This window comes from Pseudomonas sp. NPDC087817 (assembly GCF_044742875.1).
Classification (GTDB): Bacteria; Pseudomonadota; Gammaproteobacteria; order Pseudomonadales; family Pseudomonadaceae; genus Aquipseudomonas.
Genome location: NZ_JBIUVJ010000004.1, coordinates 273261 through 297421, shown reverse-complemented (window position 1 = coordinate 297421; position 24161 = coordinate 273261). Strand labels below are relative to the sequence as shown.

Genomic DNA, 24161 nt, shown 5'->3' with positions numbered 1-24161 from the left:
GTGACACCTGCCTGAATGGAAGTTTTGGTAATGAAAACTCTTGTAATCTTGCTGGGCGCGCTAATCATCGCGGGCTGCCAACCTGCTGATCCTCTGTCAGCGAAAAACGATCCCAAATCTGACTCGTGGGAGCTCGCTTTCACCGAGCCCTATTACATGAAGGTATGGGTTGAAGACAGCGCCGTCGAAGACATAAACGGCAAGTTGTTCAGACGCACCGGGGGAGGCACAGCCGCAGGTGGGGAACCAGAAAACGGTAAAGAGTCCGCACGAGGCTGGCACGCTGTGGGCGGTGCCTCAAAAGCGGTGATTGGTGCTGATCTACCCAAGCGCATTTATGTACGTTGGCAATCCATTGTTGAACCGCAGACGTATAAGGTTTGGGTCGACGTGCCTGAAGATGCGAGGCAGTTGATGGTGAAATCAGTTAATCAGCGGTGCCCTGAAACGCCGGAAGAGCAAGCCGTTTACAGCGCATCTATTTACTTGGGTTTGGCTCCAGGAGGCGTTGTTCAGATTTTTGTTCGGGACTCGTGCCATCGCCCCATCAAAGTGGGTAAGGCCCAAGCCGAGATCGAACCGTTAGGCCCTAGTCAGGGCAAGAATCAAGGACGTTACGCATACCCGGTTAGTGAAAAATCCAAGCGCTATATCGAGAAATTCGGCATCCCTTACGGAAGTTGGTAAACGGTAAACCTATGAAGCTAAGCATCACGCCGCCATTCGTCGAAAGGAGCCTTTCGTGAATGGCGACTATTGGCCGATTGCTGTGGGTCCCGAATAGCCGCTTCTGGCAGATGGCGGCCGCTCAGGAACGAACGCATTTGGGCAAAAGCGGACTGATTTATTTCCAAGATCTGTTTTTCAAGACGTATGAAAATAAATCTGTCCCCCTCTTTTGCGGCGTAGGTGAAAACGTCTGCTCAGGCCTGGCTGATATCCAGCAATCGAGGCATGGCAATCGCCAGATAATCCTTCGTATCGAGCACCATCGACGCATCCAGCCGCCCCGCGTTGAAGGCTATTTCAGCGTAGCGTGTGGTCAATGCCGGATCGACTATCAATTGAATCCGCTCATCGAAAACAAAAGGAGGGATGGCGCCGATCCGGCACCCGGTCAGTTCCATGGCGGTTTCGGCCTTTACCAGTTCGGCTTTTTTCCCGCCCAGGGCCGCGCCGACTTTCTTCATGTCCAGCTTCTGGTCGCCCGGCAGGATCACCAGTGCATAGGGTTCGGCCTGACCCTTGAGGGAGCAAAGCATGGCCTTCGCGCCTTGGCCGGGCTCGGTGCCACGGATTTCGGCGACGCGCGCCGACTGGCCCTCGGCATCGTGCATCAAAACCCGGTAGGAGGCTGAGCGGGCATCGAGTAGTGCCACGAGGCGATCGAACATGGGATGCATGTAGTTTTCCTCTGGTTTACAGGAACAGGTCGTAGGACAGTTTGCTGATCAGAATCACCAGCAACACTAGGAACAGAGCCCGGACAAAGGGCACGCCTTTATGAACCGCCAGCCAGGTGCCGGTGAGCGCGCCCAGGATGTTGAATGCCGCCATGGGGATTGCGATCAGGTAGAGCACGTTCCCCGTCGGAATGAAGAACATCAGTGCCGCTACGTTGGTCGCGATGTTCACCAGCTTGGCCGATGCCGAGGCATGGAGAAAGTCGAAGGCGAAGCAGCGGATGAACAGGAAGATCAGGAAGCTGCCAGTGCCGGGACCGAACAGACCATCGTAGAAACCGATGGCACCGCCGATGACGATCGCCAGCAGTTTTTCCTTGGTACCGATGCGCATGGGTTTGTGCAGGGCGCCGAAATCCTTTTTCCAGAAGGTGTAGATCGCCATCAGTACAATCAACACCAGCACCGCCGGCCGGATCATCGACTGGGGTACGAACGACACCGTGGCGGCTCCGAAGAAGGCCATGACAAAAGCCGCGCAGGCGGCGGGGATCACAAGACCCCAGTCGATCACCACCTTGCGCACGAAGGACCGGGCCGCGAATGCGGTGCCGCAGGCGGCCGCGACCTTATTGGTACCCAGCAGCGCCGCCGGTTGAGCGGTAGGTAGCACGTTGAACAGCGCGGGAATCTGGATCAGTCCGCCGCCGCCCACCGCCGCATCGATCAGGCCGGCGGCGAAGGCGAACACGCAAAGGATGACAATATCGACCATGAATCAGGCTCTGACTATATAGGGTTGATGAGGGTCCAGCGGCACCACGCGTGCCGGATCATTGACCCCGAAGACGCGCAACATCCAGCGATCACGGCCGTCGTAGCGGGGTGTAAAACCATCTCGGGCATGCAGGGTTTGCTGGTTCTTGAAGATCAGCATGTCGCCTGGTTGCAGCAATATGTGGTGCACGACATCGGAATGATTGGCGGCGGCGGCGAACAGTTGGAGGGCAAACTGCGCATTGGCGCAGGTCGTTTCGACACTCGCTTTGTTGTAGCGGCAATACAGGCCATCGGTTGCGCTTCTGTACAGCAAGGGGACGTTTTCCAGCACATTCCCCTGTTTGCCGAAGGAGGCCGGCCGGCGAACGGTGAATTTCGGCCGTGACAATTCTTCTTCGACCCAGGCCGGCAGAATGGCCAGCACCTCGTCAATGGCGACGATACGCGTCGGTACGTCGAGCTCACAGCGCAGGCCGGTCAGGGACAGGTACTCCGGACAGGCCGACAACTGCGAGACGGGTTCGCAGGTCAAAGGCAGGTGAGGGTTGTCGACATGCATGTCCAGATCCGCGCGCGAGCCATAGGAGCTCTTTTCGGTCTCTCGCTTTTGCTTGGGCGAAACGTGGCGGAACACGGTGTCGCTGCTTTCACCCTCGTACGCCAGTGGACGGGTTTGCAGCGTTTGCAGCACGGACAAAATAGCCCCGGCCAGCGTCGACAGGTTCTCGATACCCGGCTCCAGGTCATAGGGCGTGGCGGGCAATTGCGGGTCCAGCGGCAACCCCCTGACGATCATCGCCACTTCACGGGACTTTGGAAAATTGCGTAGCTGCTGGATTTTCTCGGTGCACAGGACACTTTCCAGCAACTGCCCCAGGACCGGCATGTGGCAGATACCCGAGGCGCTATCGGTCACGTCCAGCGATGCCAGACCGGCCTGAAGTGTGCGTTGTTCTTCGAGCGACAGATGAATTTGCGGTATCTCCCGTCGAATCGACGTCACTGATTTTTTTTCCAGCCATTCATGAATGACTTCATCAACACAAGCTGCGACTTTCCCGATTTCTTTATCCAGCTTCGACACGTCCTTGCGCTCCTGTTTGCCCAATCCTTGTGGGTTAAACGAGAAGGTTAACGGAAGGGACTTTTTTGTGTTGCAATGCCGCGTTGTGAAAAATGCAATGAGGTGGAGAGTGGCATTGAATATGTTGGGGGAACTTGAAGCCTTCGCGACCGTGGCTCGCAAGCGCAGCTTCGTCGCCGCGGCACGGACTCTGGGGCGCTCCCCCAGCGCGCTGACCCGCGCCGTTCAAGCCCTGGAGGAAAGTGTGGGGCTCAAGTTGTTCAATCGCTCGTCCAATGCCGTGAGCTTGACCGAAGCGGGTGAATGCTTATTGCACCACGCGTACAAAATGCTCGATCTGCAACGTGAGGTGGATGAAGACCTCGCCGGCCTCAGCGGTCTGGCCTCCGGCTGGATCCGTTTTTCCGCCCCCGAGATTCTCGGAAACGGGGTATTGCCCCGGTTGATCGCGCAGTACTGTGAGCGTTATCCAGACGTAAACATCGATGTGATTTTCACCGATGAGATCATCGACCCGGCCAAGAGCAAGCTGGACTTCTCGATTCGCGGCGCGTTTCCACAATCCAGCGAATTGATCGGCTTTGCGCTCTGGAGTTACTCACGTTATCTGTATGCCAGCCCCGGCTACCTGGCGCGCCACGGCATACCCGACTCCATCGAGGCACTGGAATCGCATTCGCTGATCCTGCATACCGCGCCACGGATTCTCAAGGAGTGGAATTTTCGCAGTGAGCAGCAGGCCATCAGCTTTCGGGTTCATCCAAAATTTCGTTTCAGCTCCGGTCTGGCGGTATTCCAGGCAGCCCTGGCAGGCGTCGGGATCGCCCGCTTGGCGGACTGGATGGCGGAGCCCGAAGTGGAGGCGGGGCGCCTTCTGCGGGTTTGTCCTGAGTACAAACTCACCTCCAGCAGCGGTGAGAGCCCACAGATGCACGCGGTATACCCGGCCGGAAATTTACCGCTGCGGGTGAAGGCATTGATGGAGATGATCCGTGGCTTGGGTGAAAGCCTCGAATGTAAACGCGGCTCAGCACTGATATGAGGTTAGGGGGCGTTCAGCCCTGTCCGCTCACTATCGAGAGCACCCTGGGTTTTGATGTTTACCGGACGACGTCATGAGTGCTTGGCCGATTGTGGCCTTTTACGAACGGCTGTAATCGGCCAGAAGCGGACGCTCCCGAGTATTGACTTTATCAGCGGAGATTCAGGGTAGGAGTTGAGTTGAGTTGAGTTGAGTTGAGGCCAAGCTAATCCCCAAGCTCAAATTGCTGAAACCCTACACGCCTGACGTAAACCCAAAAGTCATGTCTTGGCTCATACTGCTCCATGCAAACCCTGTGAACCTGGCGCAGTTCATCTTCGTCGATCAGGATACGATCCCAATCGAAGTAAGGGTTCGTGGAAATGGCATAACTAGGGTAAGGTTTGTCGAGTTCGAAGTGGATCGAGTAAACGAAAAACGGAGATTCCCCCGGCATGTAGGTTTCGTACAACCGCATCAGTTCGGGCATCTGTGCTTTACAGTGCTGTTCGGCGAACTTCAGTACTTGGGGTAAATCATCCCACGCGGCGTTGACCGCGCGTTGCGCGGCGGCGACCCTGGCGCGAGGTGGCTCGTCATTGCGATGTTGGATGTAAATCAATCGGCTGCCGAATTGGTATTCGCATTGCCAGACACCCGATGGAACACGCCAGTGGCCAAGCATGGATTCGGTCAGTAAATTGATGCCCATATGGGTGCCACACAGATTAAAAGGTGTTCAGGGTACCCTCTCAAATACCGACATGGGAAGGCCGTAGGCGTTTGGGCTATTTGCCCGAAACCCATGGGGATCCAACCGGCAGCATTGGGACGAAAGCAGCTTCTTGTAAAGGGCGGCTATTGGCCGATTGCTGCCTGTCATGACTGACCGAAATCGACTCCTCACGGCAGACAGCCCGGCCACTGGTTTCAAGTGTCATCTTGTTGAGCAGCCCAGTGCTTCATCTCTTCTGCAATGAAGTGATTCACCAGGTCGCTGTACATTTTCTCGATTGCATCCGGATTCAGGCCCTCCGCCTCTGCCCACTCGCGTCGAGTGACCAGCATGGCTTTGAACCGCTCTGGCGCACGAACTGAAGTCGCCGAGGTCTTGAACTTCGAGGCCGCGAGTACGTAGTGAAAACGCTTGCCCAACAGCTGAATGACAGCCTGATCAAGGGCATCGATCTCGCGCCGGATTTCCTCCATGCCTGCACACGCTTCTGGCTGCAAATGATTGATGACTTCCATGTAGGGGGAACTCCGTTTGTTGAAAAAATCTTGGGACTTCATCGTCCTGTTCCGACCGTTAGCAGTCCTTCGTGAATAGCTGCCCAATATGGGCTAAAACTGGCTCACCCTCGATTTCGCACCTGTTCAACCCTTTCCAGACCCACTAAATCTCTTTGTGGCGTCATCCCGCAATGATGTTAAACGCGGTAGCTGCCAACACCTCCCCATTAACCATCACTCTCACCCCATGCCCCCCAACAAAATGCTTGCGCGTCGTAAAATCCTTGATTACCTGGCGCCGTTCCACCACCACACTCCCAAACCCCGGCAACACCACCGTCTTCAACTTGAAAACCTTCCCCGAAACCCCGCCATTCGCCTTCACATAGTCAATCGCATAATCAATCACTAACCTCTGTTCTTCCGCCACCGTCGACTTCACCACAAACGACAACGTAATCGCTTCCCCCAGTCTCACCACCGCCGGCTCAACTTTCACATCCAGCAACTCGACCTCAGGCTTCCGCCCAGCCCCAATCACTGTCAGCGCCCGCAAATCCCCCTGTTTAATCAAACTCCGCAGCGCATGCTTGGCAATCCACGCCGTGTGTTTGTTTTCCAGCGACCAACCTTCAATCGTGTCCAGCACCCACTCCGGATGCACCTTCGTCACGTCATTCAAATGATTCGCCACGGATTTGCGCACGTACAAACTTTCATCCGTCTTCAACCGATCCAGAATCCCTGCGGCCAATTGCGGATCAGCCTGCACCGGTTCCAAGCGGAACGACCACGGCAGGCGAGGGCGGCTGCCTTCGCTGGCGAGTCGGCGGACGTGGTGGTTTTCGTCTTGGGTCCAGTCGTGCATCAGTTCCAGTGAGCGTTCGAGGTCGTTGCGCAGGAAGTGGCGGATGGCGAATTCGGAGGAGCCGAAGGTGGTGAAGTATTTCAGGGCGTCCATTGAGGTGTCGAAGGCGTGGGCGCCGTAGCTGGCGACGTAGTGCGGCAGGCACATGCTGACGAATCCGCTGTTGAGCCTTGGTGCGAGTTCGCGCAGCACATCGAGGGATTCTTCGTAGTCCAGCGGCAGCACGGCGTGCAGGCTTTCGCTGACGCGGGCCATGCGTTGCATCACCGACAGCTCGGCCAGCCCTTCATTGGCGTGCTTGAGAAATGCCTTGGCCTTGAACGCCGGGTACACGGCGCTCATTTCTGTGGCGATGTGTTGCAGGCGTTCGGCGTTGAAGATTTCCTTGAGCGCGGGTGCGGCGGTTTCGGTCGCGCTCATGGTCAGGTCATCGGCGTGCTGACGAACGCTTCAAGCGTTTCGGCGTACGCGGTGTATCGGGCGATGTGCGGATAGCGCGCCACATCGATCTGATCGGGGACGACAAGGTCGGTGAAGCTCCAGGCGACGGCGAGGCTGATGCCGGCCTGGCTCAGGGTGCCGTCGGTGGGCAGGCCGGTCTTTTCGAGTTCGTGCTCAAGGGCGATGAACGCTGCGGCGAGTTGGCCTTCGACGCGTTCGACCCACGGTTGGTATTGGATGTCGGCCGGGCGCAGGTTGCGTTCGTAATACAGTTGCACGGCTTTTTCGCAAGCTGCGAGGCCGATCAGGCGCAGGGCGTGGGCGCGCTGGCTCAGCTCTTTGGGCAGCAGGCTTTTGCCGGAGGCGGCTTCGAGGTAGTCGAGGATGAGGGTCGAGTCCATGAGGACGACGCCGTCGTCGAGGATCAGCGTCGGCGCCTTGACCACCGGGTTGATCTGCTGGAATTGCTCGAAGTGGCGGAACACCGAGACCGACTCGTGTTCGAGGTCGATCCCCAGGCGTTTGGCGGAGATCGCCACGCGGCGCACGTATGGGGAGTCCAGCATGCCGATCAGTTTCATGACGCGTTCCTTCAAGTCGAACCGGGGGAAGGCATAACCTAGCCGAGCTTGAAGGAATTGTCAGTCCTCGAATCCAACCTGTTCGTGAATCTCGTCCACCTTCAGCTCCAGCCGATACGCGACGGCGATAAACAACGCCTGACATAAACACAACGTCGCGCTCAACGAGCGGAAGGCGAACGAGCTGCCTTCGTTGACCAGCAGCACGGTGTTGGCGCGTTTCGCCAGTGGCGAGAGGTTGCTGTCGGTGAGGATCAGGGTTTTCGCCTGATGGTGCTGGGCGATGCGCAGGCAGTGTTGGGTTTCCTTGGCGTACGGGGTGAAGCTGATCGCGATGACGAGGTCGTTGGCGCGCACGCTGCGCATCTGTTCGCGGTAGCTGCCGCCGAGGCCGGAGACCAGGTGGATGCGTTTGTTGGTGTGTTGCAGGTTGTAGACGAGGTAGTCGGCGACCGCGAAGGAGCGGCGCACGCCGACCACGTAGATGTTGTCGGCGTTGACCACCAGATCGACGGCTTTTTCAAACGCCGCGTCGTCGAGTTCCTGGCCCAGGCGTTCGATGCCGGAGAGGGTGGCATCGACACATTCACGGGCGAGGTCGCCGGCGCTGGCCTTCTGTGACTTGTTGGCGATCATGCTGCGGATGCGTTGCTGGTAGTTCTGCACCGGCGTGGCTTTGTGTGTGTAGGCCTCGCGGAACAGCGCCTGCATTTCGCTGAAACCGCTGAAACCGAAGCGCTGCGAGAAGCGCACGATGGCCGACGGGTGCACTTCGCACTCGCGGGCGATGTCGCTGATGCGGTCGACCATGATCCGGTCGCTCTGCTGGCTCATGTAGCTGGCGATGCGTTTGAGCTGGCGCGGCAGGGCTTCGTATTCTTCGGTGATCAGCTGCAGCAGACGCTCGGCATTGATCGGGGGGCTGGCGAGGTCGCTGTCGGTGGGGCGCTCGTCGGTAGCCGGCTGATCGGTGCGGGACATAAAAAATCCTTCTGGCTTGTTCTTATAGGCCTGGGGTGATGCGCGGCAGGCCATGACAATAGGTTGGCTGTGCGCAGTCTACAGGGTAGGCCCTAATAAAATCTTGGCTTGCACGGTTGGCGGTCGATGCTGAATCGATGCACCGCGTCTGGAGCGCCCGTACGAAAGTGTATTGGAAAAAATATTCCACGTAAAAAATAATTAGAATAAATATTGATTATTGCTGGCGGAGCGTTTTAGTCTGCGTCCACTCAATGTGTTTTCTTCGACGTATCGACGAAAACCACGGCTGATAAAAATAACAGGAGCCAGCATGGGCCAGACTCGTTTTGCCAGTGGGCGTCAATTGGATCTGATTTGCCTCGGGCGCCTCGGCGTCGACCTCTATGCGCAGCAGGTCGGGGCGCGGCTTGAGGACGTTTCCAGCTTCGCCAAATACCTCGGCGGCTCGTCGGCCAACATTGCCTTCGGCACGGCGCGGTTGGGCTTGAAGTCGGCGATGTTGAGCCGGGTCGGCGACGATCATATGGGGCGTTTTCTGCTCGAGTCGCTGGCCCGCGAAGGTTGTGATGTCAGCGCGATCAAGGTCGATTCCGAGCGCCTGACTGCGATGGTCCTGCTCGGTCTCAAGGACCGCGAAACCTTTCCCCTGGTGTTCTACCGCGAGAACTGCGCCGACATGGCGTTGCGCGCCGAGGACATTAACGAGGCGTTTATTGCTTCCAGCAAGGCGCTGCTGATCACCGGCACGCATTTCTCCACCGAGTCCGTCTACAAGGCGAGCATTCAGGCGCTGGATTACGCCGAAAAACATAACGTCAGACGTGTGCTCGATATCGACTATCGCCCGGTGCTCTGGGGCCTGGCCGGCAAGGCCGATGGCGAGACGCGGTTTGTCGCTGACCGCAATGTCAGCCAGCACGTGCAGTCGATCCTGCCGCGTTTCGATCTGATCGTCGGCACTGAAGAAGAGTTTTTGATTGCCGGTGGCGCTGAAGATCTGCTCACCGCGCTGCGCAATGTGCGGCGCTTGAGCAACGCGACGCTGGTGGTGAAGCTCGGGCCGCAGGGTTGCACGGTGATTCACGGGGTGATTCCGGTGCGGCTTGAGGACGGCGCGATCTACCCCGGCGTGCGGGTCGAGGTGCTGAATGTGCTCGGCGCTGGTGATGCCTTTATGTCGGGGTTTCTCAGTGGCTGGATCGAGGACGCCACGGATGAGCGTTGCTGCCAGTTGGCCAATGCCTGCGGCGGGCTGGTGGTGTCGCGCCACGCATGCGCCCCGGCAATGCCAACCCGCGCCGAACTCGACTATCTGTTCAACAGCCCGGTGCCGATCACCCGGCCGGATCAGGACGAGACATTGCAGCGCTTGCATCGGGTCAGCGTGCCGCGCAAACAGTGGAAACCGCTGTTCATTTTTGCTTTCGATCATCGCTGGCAGTTGGTGGAACTGGCGCAGAAGGGTGGGCGCGATCTGGCCAGCATCAGTGCCTTGAAGCAACTGTTCATACAAGCGGTGGAGCGTGTTGAAGCCGATCTGCGCGAGCAAGGTGTCGAGGCGGATGTCGGGTTGCTGGCGGATCAGCGTTTCGGTCAGGACTCGCTCAACAGCGCCACCGGTCGCGGCTGGTGGGTGGCGCGGCCGGTCGAGGTGCAGAACTCACGGCCGCTGGCGTTCGAACATGGGCGTTCGATTGGCAGCAATCTGATTGCCTGGCCGCAGGAGCAAATCATCAAGTGCCTGGTGCAATTCCATCCTGACGATGAGCCGATGTTGCGGCTGGAGCAGGAGGCGCAGCTCAAGGGTTTGTACCAGGCCTCGCAGGTCAGCGGGCATGAATTGCTGCTGGAGGTTGTGCCGCCGAAGGATCTGCCGTCGGCCCATCCGGACGTGCTCTATCGCGCCTTGAAGCGCCTGTACAACCTCGGCATCTACCCGGCGTGGTGGAAGATCGAAGCGCAGAGCGCCGAAGAATGGCAGCAACTGGATGCACTGATTGAAGAGCGCGATCCGTATTGCCGTGGCGTGGTGCTGTTGGGGCTGAATGCGCCGGCAGCGGCGTTGGCCGAGGGCTTTCAGCAGGCCAGCGGCAGCCGCACGTGCCGAGGGTTTGCGGTGGGGCGGACGATTTTTCAGGAGCCGAGCCGGGCGTGGATGGCCGGCGAGATCGATGATGAAACGCTGATCCGCCAGGTACAGGGCACGTTTGTCGAACTGATCGATGCCTGGCGCAAGGCGCGTGGCTAAGCATTCACACCGAACGTGTGGGAGCTGGCTTGCCAGCGATGACGGCGGCACATTCAGCATCGAAGGTGACTGACGAAACGCCATCGCTGGCAAGCCAGCTCCCACAGGGTTTACGGTCGTATTCAATGGTTAGGTAAGAACAATAAAAGGTGCAGCCATGCCCGCAATCCGAATTGGCATCAACCCGATTTCCTGGAGCAACGACGATCTGCCATCCCTCGGTGGCGAGACGTCGTTGAGCACGGCCCTGAGTGAGGGCAAGGAAATCGGTTACGCAGGTTTTGAGCTCAACGGTAAATTTCCCAAGGATGCCAAAGGTGTCGGTGACGTGCTGCGGCCTTACGATCTGGCGCTGGTGTCGGGCTGGTATTCGAGCCGACTGGCGACACGTTCGGTGGCCGAGGAAATCGACGCTATCGCCAGCCATGTCGAGTTGCTGGCGCACAACGGCGCCACCGTTCTGGTGTACGGCGAGGTCGCCGATTCGATTCAGGGTCAACGTATTCCGTTGGTCGAGCGGCCACGTTTTCATAGCGAACAGGCGTGGCAGGCCTACGCCGACAAACTCACTGAACTGGCGCGCTTCACCCTGTCCCGAGGCGTGCGTCTGGCGTATCACCACCACATGGGCGCCTACGTCGAGTCGCCGTCAGACATCGATAAACTCATGGCCCTGACCGGCAGCGAAGTCGGCTTGCTGTTCGATTCCGGCCATTGCTACATGGGCGGTGGCGAGCCGCTGCAAGTCCTGAAAAAACACCTCGAACGCATCTGCCACGTGCATTTCAAGGACGTGCGCAAACCGGTGGTGCAACTGGCGCGCAATAATCTGTGGAGCTTCCCGGATTGCATCATCAACGGCACGTTCACCGTACCCGGCGATGGCGACATTGATTTCGCCGCGCTGCTCGACGTACTGGTAGCCGCCGATTACCACGGCTGGCTGGTGGTCGAGGCCGAGCAGGACCCGGCAGTGGCGCCCAGTTACATCTACGCAAAAAAGGGCTACGACACCTTGCGCGCCCTGCTCAACGAAAGGGGTTTGTGATGAGCCTTCTAGTCAAGAGCCAGGCCCATGGCCGCACCATGGTCGAGCTGGAACAGGGACGTCTTCAGTACGTCGGGTTCGCCGCCTATCGACTGAGCCTCGGCGAAAGCCTGCCGGTGACAGCCGGTGATCAGGAGTTGTGCCTGGTGCTGCTCAGCGGCCGGGTCAGCATCAGCGGCGAGGCGCCGGGGCAGGGCGCATTCGAGTGGGACAATCTGGGCGATCGGCAATCGGTGTTCGAAGACAAATCACCGTTCGCTGCGTACCTGCCGCCCGGCAGTCAGGCGCGGGTGACTGCGTTGAGTGACGCACAAATCGCCGTCTGCGCTGCGCCCGGGTCGCTCAGCGCCAACCTCGGGCCACGGCTGATCCGCCCGGAGTCGATGAAACGCAGCGTGCGTGGCAAAGGCGCCAACACCCGTTACGTCTGCGACATCTTGCCGGACAGCGAACCGGCGCATTCGCTGCTGGTTGTGGAAGTGCGCACGCCGTCAGGGCATTCGTCGAGCTACCCGCCGCACAAGCACGACACCGATGACCTGCCGCACCAGAGCTTTCTCGAGGAAACCTATTACCACCAGATCAACCCGCCGCAGGGTTTTGTGTTCCAGCGCGTGTACACCGATGACCGCAGCATCGATCAGGCCATGGCCGTGGAAAACAGCGATCTGGTGGTGGTGCCCAAGGGGTATCACCCGGTCAGCGTGCCGTACGGCTACGAGTCTTATTACCTGAATGTCATGGCTGGGCCGAAACGTGTCTGGCAGTTCCATAACGACCCGCAGCACAGCTGGCTGCTGGATCTCTGACTTCCCACGTTTGAACGGAGCACGATAACAATGAGCAATGCCCCGGTAATCGGCCACTACATCGATGGTCAGGTGCAGGACAGCGGCGAGCGGTTCAGCAAGGTGTTCAACCCGGCCACCGGCGCGGTGCAGGCGCAAGTGGCGCTGGCCAGCGTGAAGACTGTGGAAGAGGCTGTCGCGTCCGCGCTGAAAGCCTTTCCGGCGTGGTCCGAGCAATCGTCCCTGCGGCGTTCGCGGGTAATGTTCAAGTTCAAGGAGTTGCTCGACCGCCATCACAACGAGCTGGCTGAAATCATCACCCGCGAGCACGGCAAAGTGCTGTCCGATGCCAAGGGCGAGGTCACTCGCGGCATCGAAATCGTCGAGTACGCCTGTGGCGCGCCGAATCTGCTCAAGACCGACTTCAGCGACAACATCGGCGGTGGCATCGACAACTGGAATCTGCGCCAGCCGCTGGGTGTTTGCGCGGGTGTTACGCCGTTCAACTTCCCGGTGATGGTGCCGCTGTGGATGATCCCGCTGGCGCTGGTCACCGGTAACTGTTTCATCCTCAAGCCTTCGGAGCGTGATCCGTCGGCGAGTTTGCTGATGGCGCGTCTGCTCACTGAGGCCGGCCTGCCGGACGGCGTGTTCAACGTGGTGCAGGGCGACAAGACGGCCGTCGATGCGCTGTTGCAGCACCCGGACATCGAGGCGATTTCCTTTGTCGGCTCGACGCCAATTGCCGAGTACATCCACCAGCAAGCCACTGCACGCGGCAAGCGTGTACAGGCGCTGGGCGGGGCGAAGAATCACATGATCGTCATGCCCGATGCCGATCTCGATCAGGCCGCCGATGCCTTGATCGGCGCGGCTTACGGCTCGGCCGGCGAGCGTTGCATGGCGATTTCAATTGCTGTCGCGGTGGGCGATGTCGGTGATCGTTTGATCGCCAAACTGCTGCCGCGTATCGATCAGCTCAAGGTCGGTAACGGTATGCAGGGCGAAAGCGAAATGGGCCCGTTGGTGACGGCTGAGCACAAGGCCAAGGTTGAGGGCTTTATCAGCGACGGTGTGGCCCAGGGCGCGCAGTTGTTGGTGGATGGCCGGGGTTTCACAGTGCCGGGGGCCGAGGGTGGTTTCTTCGTGGGTGCGACCCTGTTCGATCAGGTCAGCAGCGAAATGAGCATCTATCAGCAAGAGATTTTCGGCCCGGTGCTGGGCATCGTCCGCGTGCCGGACTTCGCCAGTGCCGTGGCATTGATCAATGCCCATGAGTTCGGCAACGGCGTTTCCTGCTTCACCAGCGATGGCGGCATCGCCCGCGCATTTGCCCGCACCATCAAGGTCGGCATGGTCGGTATCAACGTGCCGATTCCGGTGCCGATGGCCTGGCACTCGTTCGGCGGCTGGAAGCGCTCGTTGTTCGGCGATCACCACGCTTACGGTGAAGAGGGCGTGCGTTTCTACAGCCGCTACAAAAGCGTGATGCAACGCTGGCCCGACAGCATCGCCAAAGGCCCCGAATTCAGCATGCCGACTGCCAAATAATTCGTCTGCGCGGAGAACAACAAGAATGACTCAGCCCCTGCGTTTTGCCCTTAACCGGATGGTCGCGCCACGGCTTTCCCTGCCCGCGTTCATTGATCTGGCGGTGAGCCTCAAGGCCGATGCCATCGAGATTCGTAATGACCTCAAAGGCGTGGAAATCGAGGACGGCACGGCCGCGCAAACCGTCCGTGAATTGTGTGCGGCGAAAGGCATCAGCGTGCTGTCGATCAACGCGCTGTATCCGTTCGATGTGTGGAATGACGAGCGTCGAAACCAAGCCACAAAACTCGCCGCGTATGCCCGGGAGTGTGGGGCGCAGGGTTTGGTCATGTGCCCGCTGAACGATAGCGGCGACATGCGCACTCAAGCGCAACGCGCTGTTGGCCTGCGCACGGCGTTGAGCGAACTCGCGCCGATCCTGCGTGAGCACGGCATTCTCGGCTTCATCGAGCCGCTGGGGTTTGAGGAGTGTTCGCTGCGGCGCAAGCGTACGGCGGTGGATGCTATCCAGGCGGTTGGCGGGCTGGATGTGTTTCGGCTGGTGCATGACACCTTTCACCATCACCTCGCCAGTGAGCACGAGTTTTTCCCCGAGCTGACCGGGTTGGTACATATCTCCGGCGTCGACGATGCCGAGGCGCCGCTGGCGAGCATTCGTGATGGCCATCGGGTGTTGGTGGGCGAGGGCGACATTCTCGGTAACGCGGCGCAGATCGACACGCTGTTGAGCACCGGTTACACCGGCTATCTATCGTTCGAACCGTTCGCTGACAGCGTTCACGGTTTGCCGGATATCGAACAAGCCATCAACGCCAGCATGGCCCACCTACAAAAATCCCTGACCTGAAACGTCCTCTGTAAGGAATGGGGTTTTACCTTTGGAAAAGGTGCAAGCATGACCACAACAAGACTGACCATGGCCCAGGCCCTGGTGAAATTTCTCGATAACCAGTACATCGAAGTCGATGGCGTGCAGAGCAAGTTCGTCGCCGGGATCTTCACGATTTTCGGTCACGGTAATGTGCTCGGCCTCGGTCAGGCGCTGGAGCAGGACAGCGGCGACCTGATCGTCCATCAGGGCCGTAACGAGCAGGGCATGGCCCACGCCGCCATCGGTTTCGCCAAACAGCATCTGCGCCGCAAGATCTACGCCTGTACCTCGTCGGTGGGCCCGGGCGCAGCGAACATGATTACCGCTGCGGCCACCGCCACCGCCAATCGCATCCCGTTGCTGTTGTTGCCCGGCGACGTCTACGCCAGTCGCCAACCTGACCCGGTGCTGCAACAGATCGAGCAGTTCCATGATTTGAGCATCAGCACCAACGATGCCTTCAAAGCCGTGAGCAAATACTGGGACCGGATCAACCGCCCCGAGCAGTTGATGACCGCCGCGATCCACGCCATGCGCGTACTGACCGATCCCGCCGAAACCGGCGCTGTGACTCTGGCGCTGCCGCAGGACGTGCAGGCCGAGGCTTACGATTACCCGGATTACTTCCTGCAAAAACGCGTGCACCGCATCGAACGCCGGCCGGCCACCGAAGCCATGCTCGGCGATGCGCTGGCGCTGATCAAAGGCAAGCGCAAGCCGTTGCTGATCTGTGGCGGCGGGGTGAAGTATTCCGGGGCGAACGCCGCGTTGCAGGCGTTCGCCGAGCGTTTTGGCATTCCGTTCGCCGAAACCCAGGCGGGCAAGAGCGCGGTGCTTTCCAGCCATCCGCTGAACCTCGGCGGCATCGGCGAAACCGGCTGTCTGGCAGCGAACCTGCTGGCACCCGAGGCGGATCTGATCATTGGTGTCGGCACCCGCTACAGCGATTTCACTACCGCGTCGAAATCCTTGTTCAAACACCCGGATGTGCAGTTCCTCAACCTCAACATCAGCCCGTGCGATGCGCTGAAACTCGACGGCGTGCAACTGCTGGCCGACGCGAAAAGCGCTTTGCAGGCCTTGAGCGAAATTCTCGGTGACTACCGTGCCGAGTGGGGCGATCAGCCGCGTGCGGCCAAGGCACAGCTTCACGCCGAGGTTGAGCGGATTTATCAGGCCGAATACCAGACTGAGGATTTCGTCCCGGAAATCAACGACCACATGGACCCCGCCGTACTGCGCGAATTCATCGAGCTGACCGGTTCGTGCCTGACCCAGAGCCGCGTGCTGGGCGTACTCAACGAAACCCTGGCCGATGACGCGGTGATCGTCGCCGCCGCCGGCAGCCTGCCCGGTGACTTGCAGCGCAGTTGGCGCAGCAAGGGGGTCAACACTTACCACGTCGAGTACGGCTATTCGTGCATGGGTTATGAGGTCAACGCGGCGCTGGGCGTGAAGCTCGCCGAGCCGGATCGCGAGGTCTATGCGCTGGTCGGCGATGGCTCTTACATGATGCTGCACTCGGAGCTGGCGACCTCGATTCAGGAGCGCCGCAAGATCAACGTGGTGCTGCTGGATAACATGACGTTCGGCTGCATCAACAACCTGCAGATGGAACATGGCATGGACAGCTTCGGCACCGAATTCCGTTTCCGCAACCCCGAGACCGGCAAGCTCGATGGCGGCTTTGTCCCGGTGGATTTCGCCATGAGCGCGGCGGCCTACGGCTGCAAGAGCTACAAGGTGAACACGGTTGAAGCGTTGCAGGCAGCGCTGGCCGATGCGCGTTTGCAGACGGTATCGACGCTGATCGATATCAAGGTTCTGCCCAAGACGATGATCCACAAATACCTGTCGTGGTGGCGGGTCGGGGTGGCGCAGGTGTCCACCAGTGCGCGCACCGATGCGGTGGCGAAAACCCTTAATGAACGGTTGGCCAAGGCCCGCCAGTACTGATTGTCCTGACACCCGAAATGGAGAATGTTCATGTCTTTGAAGCTTGGCGTTATCGGTACCGGAGCCATCGGCCAGGATCACATCCGTCGTTGCAGCCAGACTTTGCTTAATAGCCAGGTCGTCGCTGTCACCGACATCAACTTGCAGCAAGCGGCCAGGGTTGTTGCCGATCTGAAGCTGACTGCCGAGGTTTACCCGGACGGTCACGCGTTGATCAAGGCGCCAGAAGTCGAGGCCATCCTCGTCACCTCCTGGGGTCCGAGCCACGAAGAGTTTGTGCTGGCAGCGATTGCCGCCGGCAAACCGGTGTTCTGCGAGAAACCGCTGGCGGTGACTGCCGACGGTTGCCGCAAGATCGTCGAAGCAGAAGTCGCCCACGGCAAGCGTCTGGTGCAGGTGGGTTTCATGCGTCCTTACGATGAAGGTTATCGCGCGCTCAAAGCGGTGATCGACAGCGGCCAGATCGGTGAGCCGTTGATGCTGCACTGCGCGCATCGCAACCCGAGTGTGGGCGAAAACTATAAGACCGACATGGCAATCACCGACACGCTGATCCATGAGCTGGATGTGCTGCGCTGGTTGCTTGAAGACGATTACGTGTCGGTACAAGTGGTGTTCCCGCGCAAGTCGAGCAAGGCGTTGGCGCATTTGAAAGATCCGCAGATCGTCCTGCTGGAAACCGCCAAGGGCACGCGCATCGATGTCGAGGTTTTCGTCAATTGCCAGTACGGCTACGACATTCAGTGCGAAGTGGTAGGGGAGACCGGCATCGCCAGACTGCCGGAGCCGCAGCAGGTGCAAATGCGCAGCGGCGCCAAGCTGTCGAACGCGATTCTGATGGACTGGAAGGACCGCTTCATCGGCGCCTATGACGTCGAGTTGCAGGCGTTCATCGATGGCGTGCGCGCCGGTCAGGTGGGCGGCCCTTCGGCATGGGACGGCTTCGCCGCCGCCGTCGCGGCAGATGCATGCATCGAAGCTCAGAACAGTGGCCAGATAGTAAAAGTCAGCCTCCCTGACCGGCCACGCTTTTACGGTTGATTTTGAGATCACCCCCTCACCTCAACCCTCTCCCCGAGGAGAGGGGGCTGATCTCCTTGTCTTTGAGATATTCATTCAACCTGGACTTTCAGGTCGCTGCCCCCCGGAGAAACACCCGGTCGGCTCCCTCTCACTCCGGGAGGGCTGGGATGAGGGGGCGCCAAGTACAATCAGGAGAAAAAGATGCGCATCGCACTGGATCCCTACATGTACCGCCATCTGCCCTTGGGCAAGATGGTCGACAAGGTCGCCGAGCTCGGTTACGAACACATCGAACTCTCGCCTCGCGAAGACTTTCTGCCGTTCTACAAAGCCCCGCGCGTCGACAAGGCGCGGATCAGGGAGTTTCGCAAAGCCTTGAGCGACACCGGGGTCAAACTCTCTTCCTTATTACCGATGTACCACTGGGCCGCCGCCGATGAAGGCTTGCGTGTTGCCGCCGTGCGCAACTGGAAGCGGGCGATCCAGATTGCCGTGGAAATGGACTGCGAGCTGGTCAACACCGAATTCACCGGGCAGTCGGACAACCCGCTGGTGTGTGAGAACCAGTTCATGCGCTCGATGGACGAGTTGATCCCCGAGTTCGAGCGCGAAGGCATCCAGCTCGATATTCAGGCCCATCCGTATGACTTCTGCGAGCGCAACAACGAGTCAGTGGACATCATTCGCGGATTCGACCGCGACTGGATCAACTACCTCTACGCCGCACCGCACACGTTTTTTTACGACGACGGCGTCGGCGACATTGCCTCGATGCTCAAGTACGCCGGGTCGAAACTCAGCCACCTGATCATCGCCGACACCTACAACCACAAGGCCTCGTCGGGGTTGCGCTACATCGTCAACCCGCCGGGTGTTACCGCGACCGTGCATCAGCATCTTGACATCGGGCAGGGCGAGGTCGACTGGCAAGCGTTTTTCAGCACCTTGCGCGAGATCAAGTTCGACGGCATTGCCACGGTCTCGGTGTTCGCCTGGGAAGACCGACCTGATGAATCCAACCGGATGATGCTCGAACGGGTGAAAAGCGAACTCTGCCGCTGACTCAGTGCGCAATACCCGTGGGAGCGAGCTTGCTCGCGAAGGCGGCAGTCCAGTCAGCATCGATGTCGCCTGAAACATCGCTATCGCGAGCAGGCTCGCTCCCACATAGGTCGCGCTTACCCAGTAAGCGGCTCACAGAACAATAAGAAGGAGTCGAATCATGCGTATCGGACTTGTCGGTTACGGCCACGGCGGCCGGTTTTTTCATGCGCCGCTGCTCAGCAGTCTGCCCGGTGCCACATTCGCTGGCGTGGTGACTCGCTCCCCGGAGCGCCGACAATTGCTGGCCGCTGAACACCCCGGCGTAGCCGCGTTCGACAGCATCGGCCAACTGGTCGAGGCCGGCGTCGACGTGTTGGTGATTTCCACGCCACTGAAGGGCCGTCCGGCGCTGGTGCTCGATGGCCTCGAACACGGGGTGATGGTTGTCAGTGACAAGCCGTTCGCCGCCGATGCGCAACAGGCGCAAACCCTGATCACCATGGCCGAGCGCCAGGGTGTGCGGCTCAGCGTTTATCAGAATCGCCGCTGGGATTCGGACTTCCTGACCGTGCGTAAACTCATCGAGTCGGGCGCTCTGGGGCAGGTCACGCGCTTCGAATCGCGGGTCGAACGCTACTCCCCACAGTCAGTGAACAACAGCAGCGGCGGTGGTTTTCTGCGCGATCTGGGCAGCCATCTGGTGGATCAGGCGTTGTTGCTGTTCGGCCCGGTCAGGCAGGTGTATGCCGAGCTTGATTACCAGGACCAAGACCAGGCCTGCGACAGCGGTTTTTTTGTCTCCCTGACCCACGTCAACGGGGTGGTCTCCCACCTCGGCGGCAGCTGCCTGCAAAGTTCGCCCGGCCCGCGCTTTCGCGTCACGGGAACGCTGGGTTGTTACAGCGTTGATGGCCTCGACGGACAAGAGGCTCAAGCGCTGGCCGGGCTCTCGCCAAAATCTGCCGGTGAACGCTGGGGTGTCGAAGAGCATCGGCGCTGGGGCTGGTTTGAACACGCTGGCGAACGCGAGCGCGTGCCGTCGGAGCGGGGTTGCTGGCAGCAGTTCTATCTACAGCTACAAACCGCGTTACAGACTGGCGGCCCATTGCCGGTCGAGCCCCGTGATGCACTGGCGAGCACTCGTGTTCTGGATGCTGCGCGGCAAAGTTTCGAGCAACGTCAGGTGGTCGAACTGAGCGCGTTTGCGGGCCATGGAATGGATTTGGAATAAAATTCTAAAATGAGTTGATATAGAAAATAAATTCCAATAGAGTCAATTTTGCCTACAGAAATCGTCACGACTGATCCATAAAACCAACAAGAATGTGGAGAAAGACAGTTCATGAAGACCCATCTGCGTTTTGCCTCGCTGGCCCTGTCCTTGATGTTTGTCAGCGGCGCTGCCCTTGCCGATATGAAGATCGGCGTCAGCATGTCCCAGTTCGATGACACCTGGCTGACTTACCTGCGCGAATCCATGGACAAGAAAGCCAAGTCCTACCCCGATGGTGTGCAGCTGCAATTCGAAGACGCCCGCAGCGACGTGGTCAAGCAGTTGAGCCAGGTTGAAAGCTTCATCAGCCAGAAGGTCGACGCCATCGTGGTCAATCCGGTGGATACCGCCGCCACCCGAAAAATCACCGAAGCCGCGGTAAAAGCCGGAATCCCGCTGGTCTACGTCAACCGTCGCCCTGATGATCTCAAGCTGCCAAAAGGTGTGGTCACGGTCGCGTCCAACGACCTGGAGGCCGGCGAAATGCAGATGCAGTACCTGGCCGAAAAACTCGGCGGCAAAGGCGAAATCGTGATTCTGCTCGGTGACCTCGCCAACAACTCCACCACCAATCGCACCAAGGGCGTCAAAGAGGTGCTGGCCAAGTACCCGAACATCAAGATCGAACAGGAACAGACCGGCATCTGGCTGCGGGATAAAGGCATGACCCTGGTCAATGACTGGCTGACCCAGGGCCGCAAGTTCGACGCGGTGGTTTCCAACAATGACGAAATGGCGATTGGTGCCGCCATGGCGCTGCAACAGGCCGGTGTCGAGAAGGGCAGTGTGTTGATTGCGGGTGTCGACGGCACGCCGGACGGCTTGAACGCGATCAAGAAAGGCAACATGGCGGTGTCAGTGTTTCAAGACGCCAAAGGTCAGGCAGACGGCTCGATTGACACTGCAGTGAAGATGGCCAAAAACGAGACGGTGGAGCAGAACGTCTGGGTGCCTTATCGCCTGATCACGCCGGAAAACGTCGACACTTTCAAATAGTGCCTCGGTTCAATAACAACAATAATCCTGCAGGGTTGCTGCTGCGACCTTGCTGACGGAGTACCTGAACATGTTCGCTTCAGCGACCGCTTCGAGCACCTCGTTGGTGGATATCCAGCCAACTGCAACACCTGTCGATGAGCCGTACCTGCTGGAGATCACCAACATCAGCAAGGGTTTTCCCGGTGTGGTGGCCTTGTCCGATGTGCAACTGCGAGTACGTCCGGGGTCCGTGCTGGCCCTGATGGGCGAGAACGGCGCGGGTAAATCGACGCTGATGAAAATCATCGCCGGCATCTACCAGCCCGATGCTGGCGAGCTGCGCTTGCGCGGCAAACCGGTGGTCTTCGAAACACCGTTGGCGGCACTTCAGGCGGGGATCGCGATGATCCACCAGGAGCTCAACCTGATGCCGCACATGAGCATCGCCGAAAACATCTGGATCGGCCGCGAGCAGCTTAACGGCCTGCACATGATCGACCACCGCGCCATGCACCGTTGTACCGCGCAACTGCTGGAGCGCTTGCGCATCAACCTCGATCCCGAGGAGCAGGTGGGCAACCTGAGCATCGCCGAACGGCAAATGGTCGAGATAGCCAAAGCGGTGTCCTACGACTCCGACATTCTGATCATGGACGAGCCGACCTCGGCCATCACCGAAAAGGAAGTCGCGCACCTGTTTTCGATCATTGCCGACCTCAAGCGCCAGGGCAAAGGCATCATCTACATCACGCACAAAATGAACGAAGTGTTTGCCATTGCCGATGAAGTGGCGGTGTTTCGCGACGGCGCCTACATCGGCCTGCAACGGGCCGACAGCATGGACGGTGACAGCCTGATTTCGATGATGGTCGGGCGCGAACTGAGCCAGTTGTTCCCGGTGCGCGAAAAGCCGATCGGCGACCTGCTGATGTCGGTCCGCGATCTAAAACTCGACGGCGTATTCCAGGGCGTCTCGTTCGACCTGCATGCCGGGGAGATTCTCGGCATCGCCGGGCTGATGGGCTCGGGCCGCACCAACGTTGCCGAAACCATTTTCGGCATAACGCCCAGCGACAGCGGTGAGATCCGTCTGGATGGCGAGGTGGTGCGCATTACCGATCCGCACATGGCCATCGACAAGGGGTTCGCGCTGTTGACCGAGGATCGCAAGCTCAGTGGCCTGTTCCCGTGCCTGTCGGTGCTGGAGAACATGGAGATGGCGGTGCTGCCGCATTACGCCGGCCACGGCTTTATCCAGCAAAAGGCCCTGCGCGCTCTGTGTGAAGACATGTGCAAGAAGCTACGGGTGAAAACCCCGTCGCTGGAGCAGTGCATCGACACCTTGTCTGGCGGCAACCAGCAGAAAGCCTTGCTCGCCCGCTGGCTGATGACCAATCCACGGATCTTGATTCTCGACGAGCCGACTCGCGGCATAGATGTCGGCGCCAAGGCCGAGATCTATCGGCTGATCTCCCTGCTCGCCAGCGAAGGCATGGCGGTGATCATGATTTCCTCGGAACTGCCGGAAGTGCTGGGCATGAGCGACCGGGTGATGGTCATGCATGAGGGCGACCTGATGGGCACCCTCGGCCGCGACGAAGCCACCCAGGAACGCGTCATGCAACTGGCCTCGGGCATGGCCCAGGTCCATTGACAGCTTACGGTCTCTGTGGCGAGGGAGCTTGCTCCCGCTGGGCAGCGAAGCGGTCCTCCAGCATGGGCTTGCTGCGCAATCGCGGGAGCAAGCTCCCTCGCCACACGAAAGCAGCTTGCATCCAAAGGTATGTATTCGATACCGGGTTTTATTTGAAGGGTGAGTGGTTATGAACGCGATACTGGAAAACAAGCCTGCAACGGCACCGACCAAGAGCCGTCGGCGCTTTCCAACCGAACTGAGCATTTTTCTGGTGCTGATCGGTATCGGTCTGGTCTTCGAAGTGTTTGGCTGGATCGTTCGCGACCAGAGCTTCCTGATGAACTCCCAGCGTCTGGTGCTGATGATCCTGCAAGTGTCGATCATTGGCCTGCTGGCCATCGGCGTGACTCAAGTGATCATCACCACGGGGATCGACTTGTCATCCGGGTCGGTGCTGGCGCTGTCGGCCATGATTGCCGCGAGTCTGGCGCAGACATCGGATTTCGCCCGCGCGGTGTTTCCGTCGCTGACTGACTTGCCGGTGTGGATTCCGGTGATCGCCGGGCTCGGGGTCGGGCTGCTGGCTGGGGCGATCAACGGCAGCATCATCGCCATCACCGGCATTCCACCGTTCATCGCCACGCTCGGCATGATGGTTTCGGCGCGCGGTCTGGCGCGTTACTACACCGAAGGCCAACCGGTCAGCATGCTCTCGGACTCCTACACCGCGATCGGTCATGGGGCGATGCCGGTGATCATCTTCCTGGTGGTGGCGGTGATCTTTCACATCGCGTTGCGCTACACCAAGTACGGCAAGTACACCTACGCCATCGGCGGCAACATGCAGGCGGCGCGGACCTCGGGGATCAACGTCAAACGCCATTTGGTGATCGTCTACAGCATCGCCGGTCTGCTGGCGGGGCTGGCTGGCGTAGTCGCGTCAGCCCGGGCGGCGACGGGGCAGGCCGGGATGGGCATGTCCTACGAGCTCGACGCGATTGCTGCTGCGGTGATCGGCGGTACCAGTCTGGCCGGCGGCGTCGGGCGCATTACCGGGACGGTAATCGGCGCGCTGATTCTCGGGGTGATGGCCAGCGGGTTCACCTTCGTCGGCGTCGATGCCTATATTCAGGACATCATCAAAGGCTTGATCATTGTGGTGGCGGTGGTCATCGACCAGTACCGTAACAAGCGCAAACTCAAGCGCTGAGCGCCGAATAATCGCGAAAATGCGCCACACCCGATCGGTGTGGCGTAGCCGTTTGTCTTCTATATACAGCCGCTCGACTGAATTTCTTGCTATAAACGCACTCCGATAACCGCCGTGAAGCCTGTATCAGAGCAGTTTCC

22 protein-coding genes are annotated in these 24161 nt (G+C 59.3%); 14 read left to right on the top strand and 8 right to left on the bottom strand.

All coding sequences use genetic code 11. The features are described 5' to 3' along the window. Window positions 1-30: 30 nt before the first annotated feature. Window positions 31-687: a DUF2931 family protein gene (locus ACIONG_RS06525; protein WP_401297524.1), complete on the top strand. Its 657-nt coding sequence runs from the start codon at window positions 31-33 to the stop codon at window positions 685-687. Between the two features lie 236 nt (window positions 688-923). Here the strand turns inward: ACIONG_RS06525 and ACIONG_RS06520 are convergent, their stop codons facing one another. From ACIONG_RS06520 to ACIONG_RS06510, 3 genes are read right to left on the bottom strand one after another with little or no spacing between them, the layout of a single operon-like run. After that, window positions 924-1403, bottom strand: coding sequence for a YbaK/prolyl-tRNA synthetase associated domain-containing protein (locus tag ACIONG_RS06520; RefSeq protein WP_150602826.1), 480 nt, complete (start codon window positions 1401-1403; stop codon window positions 924-926). 16 nt (window positions 1404-1419) lie between these two features. Then, window positions 1420-2178 carry a TSUP family transporter gene (locus tag ACIONG_RS06515; protein ID WP_103303395.1) on the bottom strand — a complete coding sequence of 253 codons (759 nt, stop codon included), beginning with the start codon at window positions 2176-2178 and terminating at the stop codon, window positions 1420-1422. Between the two features lie 3 nt (window positions 2179-2181). After that, window positions 2182-3186 carry a TauD/TfdA family dioxygenase gene (locus ACIONG_RS06510; RefSeq protein ID WP_401297521.1) on the bottom strand — a complete coding sequence of 335 codons (1005 nt, stop codon included), beginning with the start codon at window positions 3184-3186 and terminating at the stop codon, window positions 2182-2184. A 190-nt stretch (window positions 3187-3376) separates the two neighbouring features. Here ACIONG_RS06510 and ACIONG_RS06505 point away from each other — a divergent pair, with 190 nt between their 5' ends. Further along, window positions 3377-4309, top strand: coding sequence for a LysR substrate-binding domain-containing protein (locus ACIONG_RS06505; protein ID WP_401297583.1), 933 nt, complete (start codon window positions 3377-3379; stop codon window positions 4307-4309). Window positions 4310-4514: 205 nt separating this feature from the next. Here ACIONG_RS06505 and ACIONG_RS06500 read toward each other — a convergent pair whose 3' ends face one another. From ACIONG_RS06500 to ACIONG_RS06480, 5 genes are all read right to left on the bottom strand, one after another. Next, window positions 4515-5000 carry a hypothetical protein gene (locus tag ACIONG_RS06500; protein WP_401297519.1) on the bottom strand — a complete coding sequence of 162 codons (486 nt, stop codon included), beginning with the start codon at window positions 4998-5000 and terminating at the stop codon, window positions 4515-4517. 218 nt (window positions 5001-5218) lie between these two features. Then, complete coding sequence (locus ACIONG_RS06495) at window positions 5219-5539, bottom strand: isochorismate lyase (RefSeq protein ID WP_401297517.1); 321 nt, start codon at window positions 5537-5539, stop codon at window positions 5219-5221. 163 nt (window positions 5540-5702) lie between these two features. Continuing rightward, window positions 5703-6809, bottom strand: coding sequence for a DNA alkylation repair protein (locus tag ACIONG_RS06490; RefSeq protein WP_401297515.1), 1107 nt, complete (start codon window positions 6807-6809; stop codon window positions 5703-5705). A gap of 2 nt (window positions 6810-6811) precedes the next feature. After that, window positions 6812-7411, bottom strand: coding sequence for a glutathione S-transferase (locus tag ACIONG_RS06485; protein ID WP_401297513.1), 600 nt, complete (start codon window positions 7409-7411; stop codon window positions 6812-6814). 60 nt (window positions 7412-7471) lie between these two features. After that, window positions 7472-8392, bottom strand: coding sequence for a MurR/RpiR family transcriptional regulator (locus tag ACIONG_RS06480; RefSeq protein ID WP_103303402.1), 921 nt, complete (start codon window positions 8390-8392; stop codon window positions 7472-7474). 313 nt (window positions 8393-8705) lie between these two features. On the opposite strand from ACIONG_RS06480, the gene iolC reads away from it, so the two are divergent. The 12 genes from iolC to ACIONG_RS06420 all read left to right on the top strand — a co-directional run bounded on the left by iolC (window position 8706) and on the right by ACIONG_RS06420 (window position 24021). Next, window positions 8706-10643: a 5-dehydro-2-deoxygluconokinase gene (iolC, locus tag ACIONG_RS06475; protein ID WP_401297511.1), complete on the top strand. Its 1938-nt coding sequence runs from the start codon at window positions 8706-8708 to the stop codon at window positions 10641-10643. 157 nt (window positions 10644-10800) lie between these two features. Further along, window positions 10801-11691, top strand: a complete 891-nt coding sequence (gene iolE / locus ACIONG_RS06470; protein ID WP_401297509.1) for a myo-inosose-2 dehydratase — start codon at window positions 10801-10803, stop codon at window positions 11689-11691. Further along, complete coding sequence (gene iolB, locus ACIONG_RS06465; protein WP_401297507.1) at window positions 11691-12500, top strand: 5-deoxy-glucuronate isomerase; 810 nt, start codon at window positions 11691-11693, stop codon at window positions 12498-12500. The genes iolE and iolB overlap by 1 nt, the downstream gene beginning before the upstream one ends. Before the next feature lie 30 nt (window positions 12501-12530). Next, the gene (locus tag ACIONG_RS06460) at window positions 12531-14030 is read left to right on the top strand and encodes a CoA-acylating methylmalonate-semialdehyde dehydrogenase (protein WP_401297505.1); all 1500 of its coding nucleotides are present in this window, start codon (window positions 12531-12533) and stop codon (window positions 14028-14030) included. Between the two features lie 25 nt (window positions 14031-14055). Then, entirely contained in the window at window positions 14056-14877 is an 822-nt protein-coding gene (locus tag ACIONG_RS06455; protein WP_401297503.1) for a TIM barrel protein, read from the top strand. A gap of 48 nt (window positions 14878-14925) precedes the next feature. Continuing rightward, window positions 14926-16857 (top strand): 3D-(3,5/4)-trihydroxycyclohexane-1,2-dione acylhydrolase (decyclizing), encoded by a 1932-nt coding sequence (iolD, locus tag ACIONG_RS06450; protein WP_401297501.1) that lies wholly within the window; start codon window positions 14926-14928, stop codon window positions 16855-16857. A gap of 30 nt (window positions 16858-16887) precedes the next feature. After that, the gene (locus ACIONG_RS06445) at window positions 16888-17898 is read left to right on the top strand and encodes a Gfo/Idh/MocA family protein (RefSeq protein ID WP_401297499.1); all 1011 of its coding nucleotides are present in this window, start codon (window positions 16888-16890) and stop codon (window positions 17896-17898) included. A 183-nt stretch (window positions 17899-18081) separates the two neighbouring features. Continuing rightward, a complete protein-coding gene (locus tag ACIONG_RS06440; protein WP_401297497.1) occupies window positions 18082-18942 on the top strand; it encodes a sugar phosphate isomerase/epimerase family protein in 861 nt (286 codons plus the stop codon). A 160-nt stretch (window positions 18943-19102) separates the two neighbouring features. Then, a complete protein-coding gene (locus ACIONG_RS06435; protein ID WP_401297495.1) occupies window positions 19103-20155 on the top strand; it encodes a Gfo/Idh/MocA family protein in 1053 nt (350 codons plus the stop codon). Window positions 20156-20266: 111 nt separating this feature from the next. After that, window positions 20267-21193, top strand: a complete 927-nt coding sequence (locus ACIONG_RS06430; RefSeq protein ID WP_103303412.1) for a sugar ABC transporter substrate-binding protein — start codon at window positions 20267-20269, stop codon at window positions 21191-21193. A gap of 70 nt (window positions 21194-21263) precedes the next feature. Beyond that, window positions 21264-22829, top strand: coding sequence for a sugar ABC transporter ATP-binding protein (locus tag ACIONG_RS06425; protein ID WP_103303413.1), 1566 nt, complete (start codon window positions 21264-21266; stop codon window positions 22827-22829). Between the two features lie 169 nt (window positions 22830-22998). Next, window positions 22999-24021, top strand: a complete 1023-nt coding sequence (locus ACIONG_RS06420; RefSeq protein WP_103303414.1) for an ABC transporter permease — start codon at window positions 22999-23001, stop codon at window positions 24019-24021. Window positions 24022-24161: the final 140 nt, after the last annotated feature.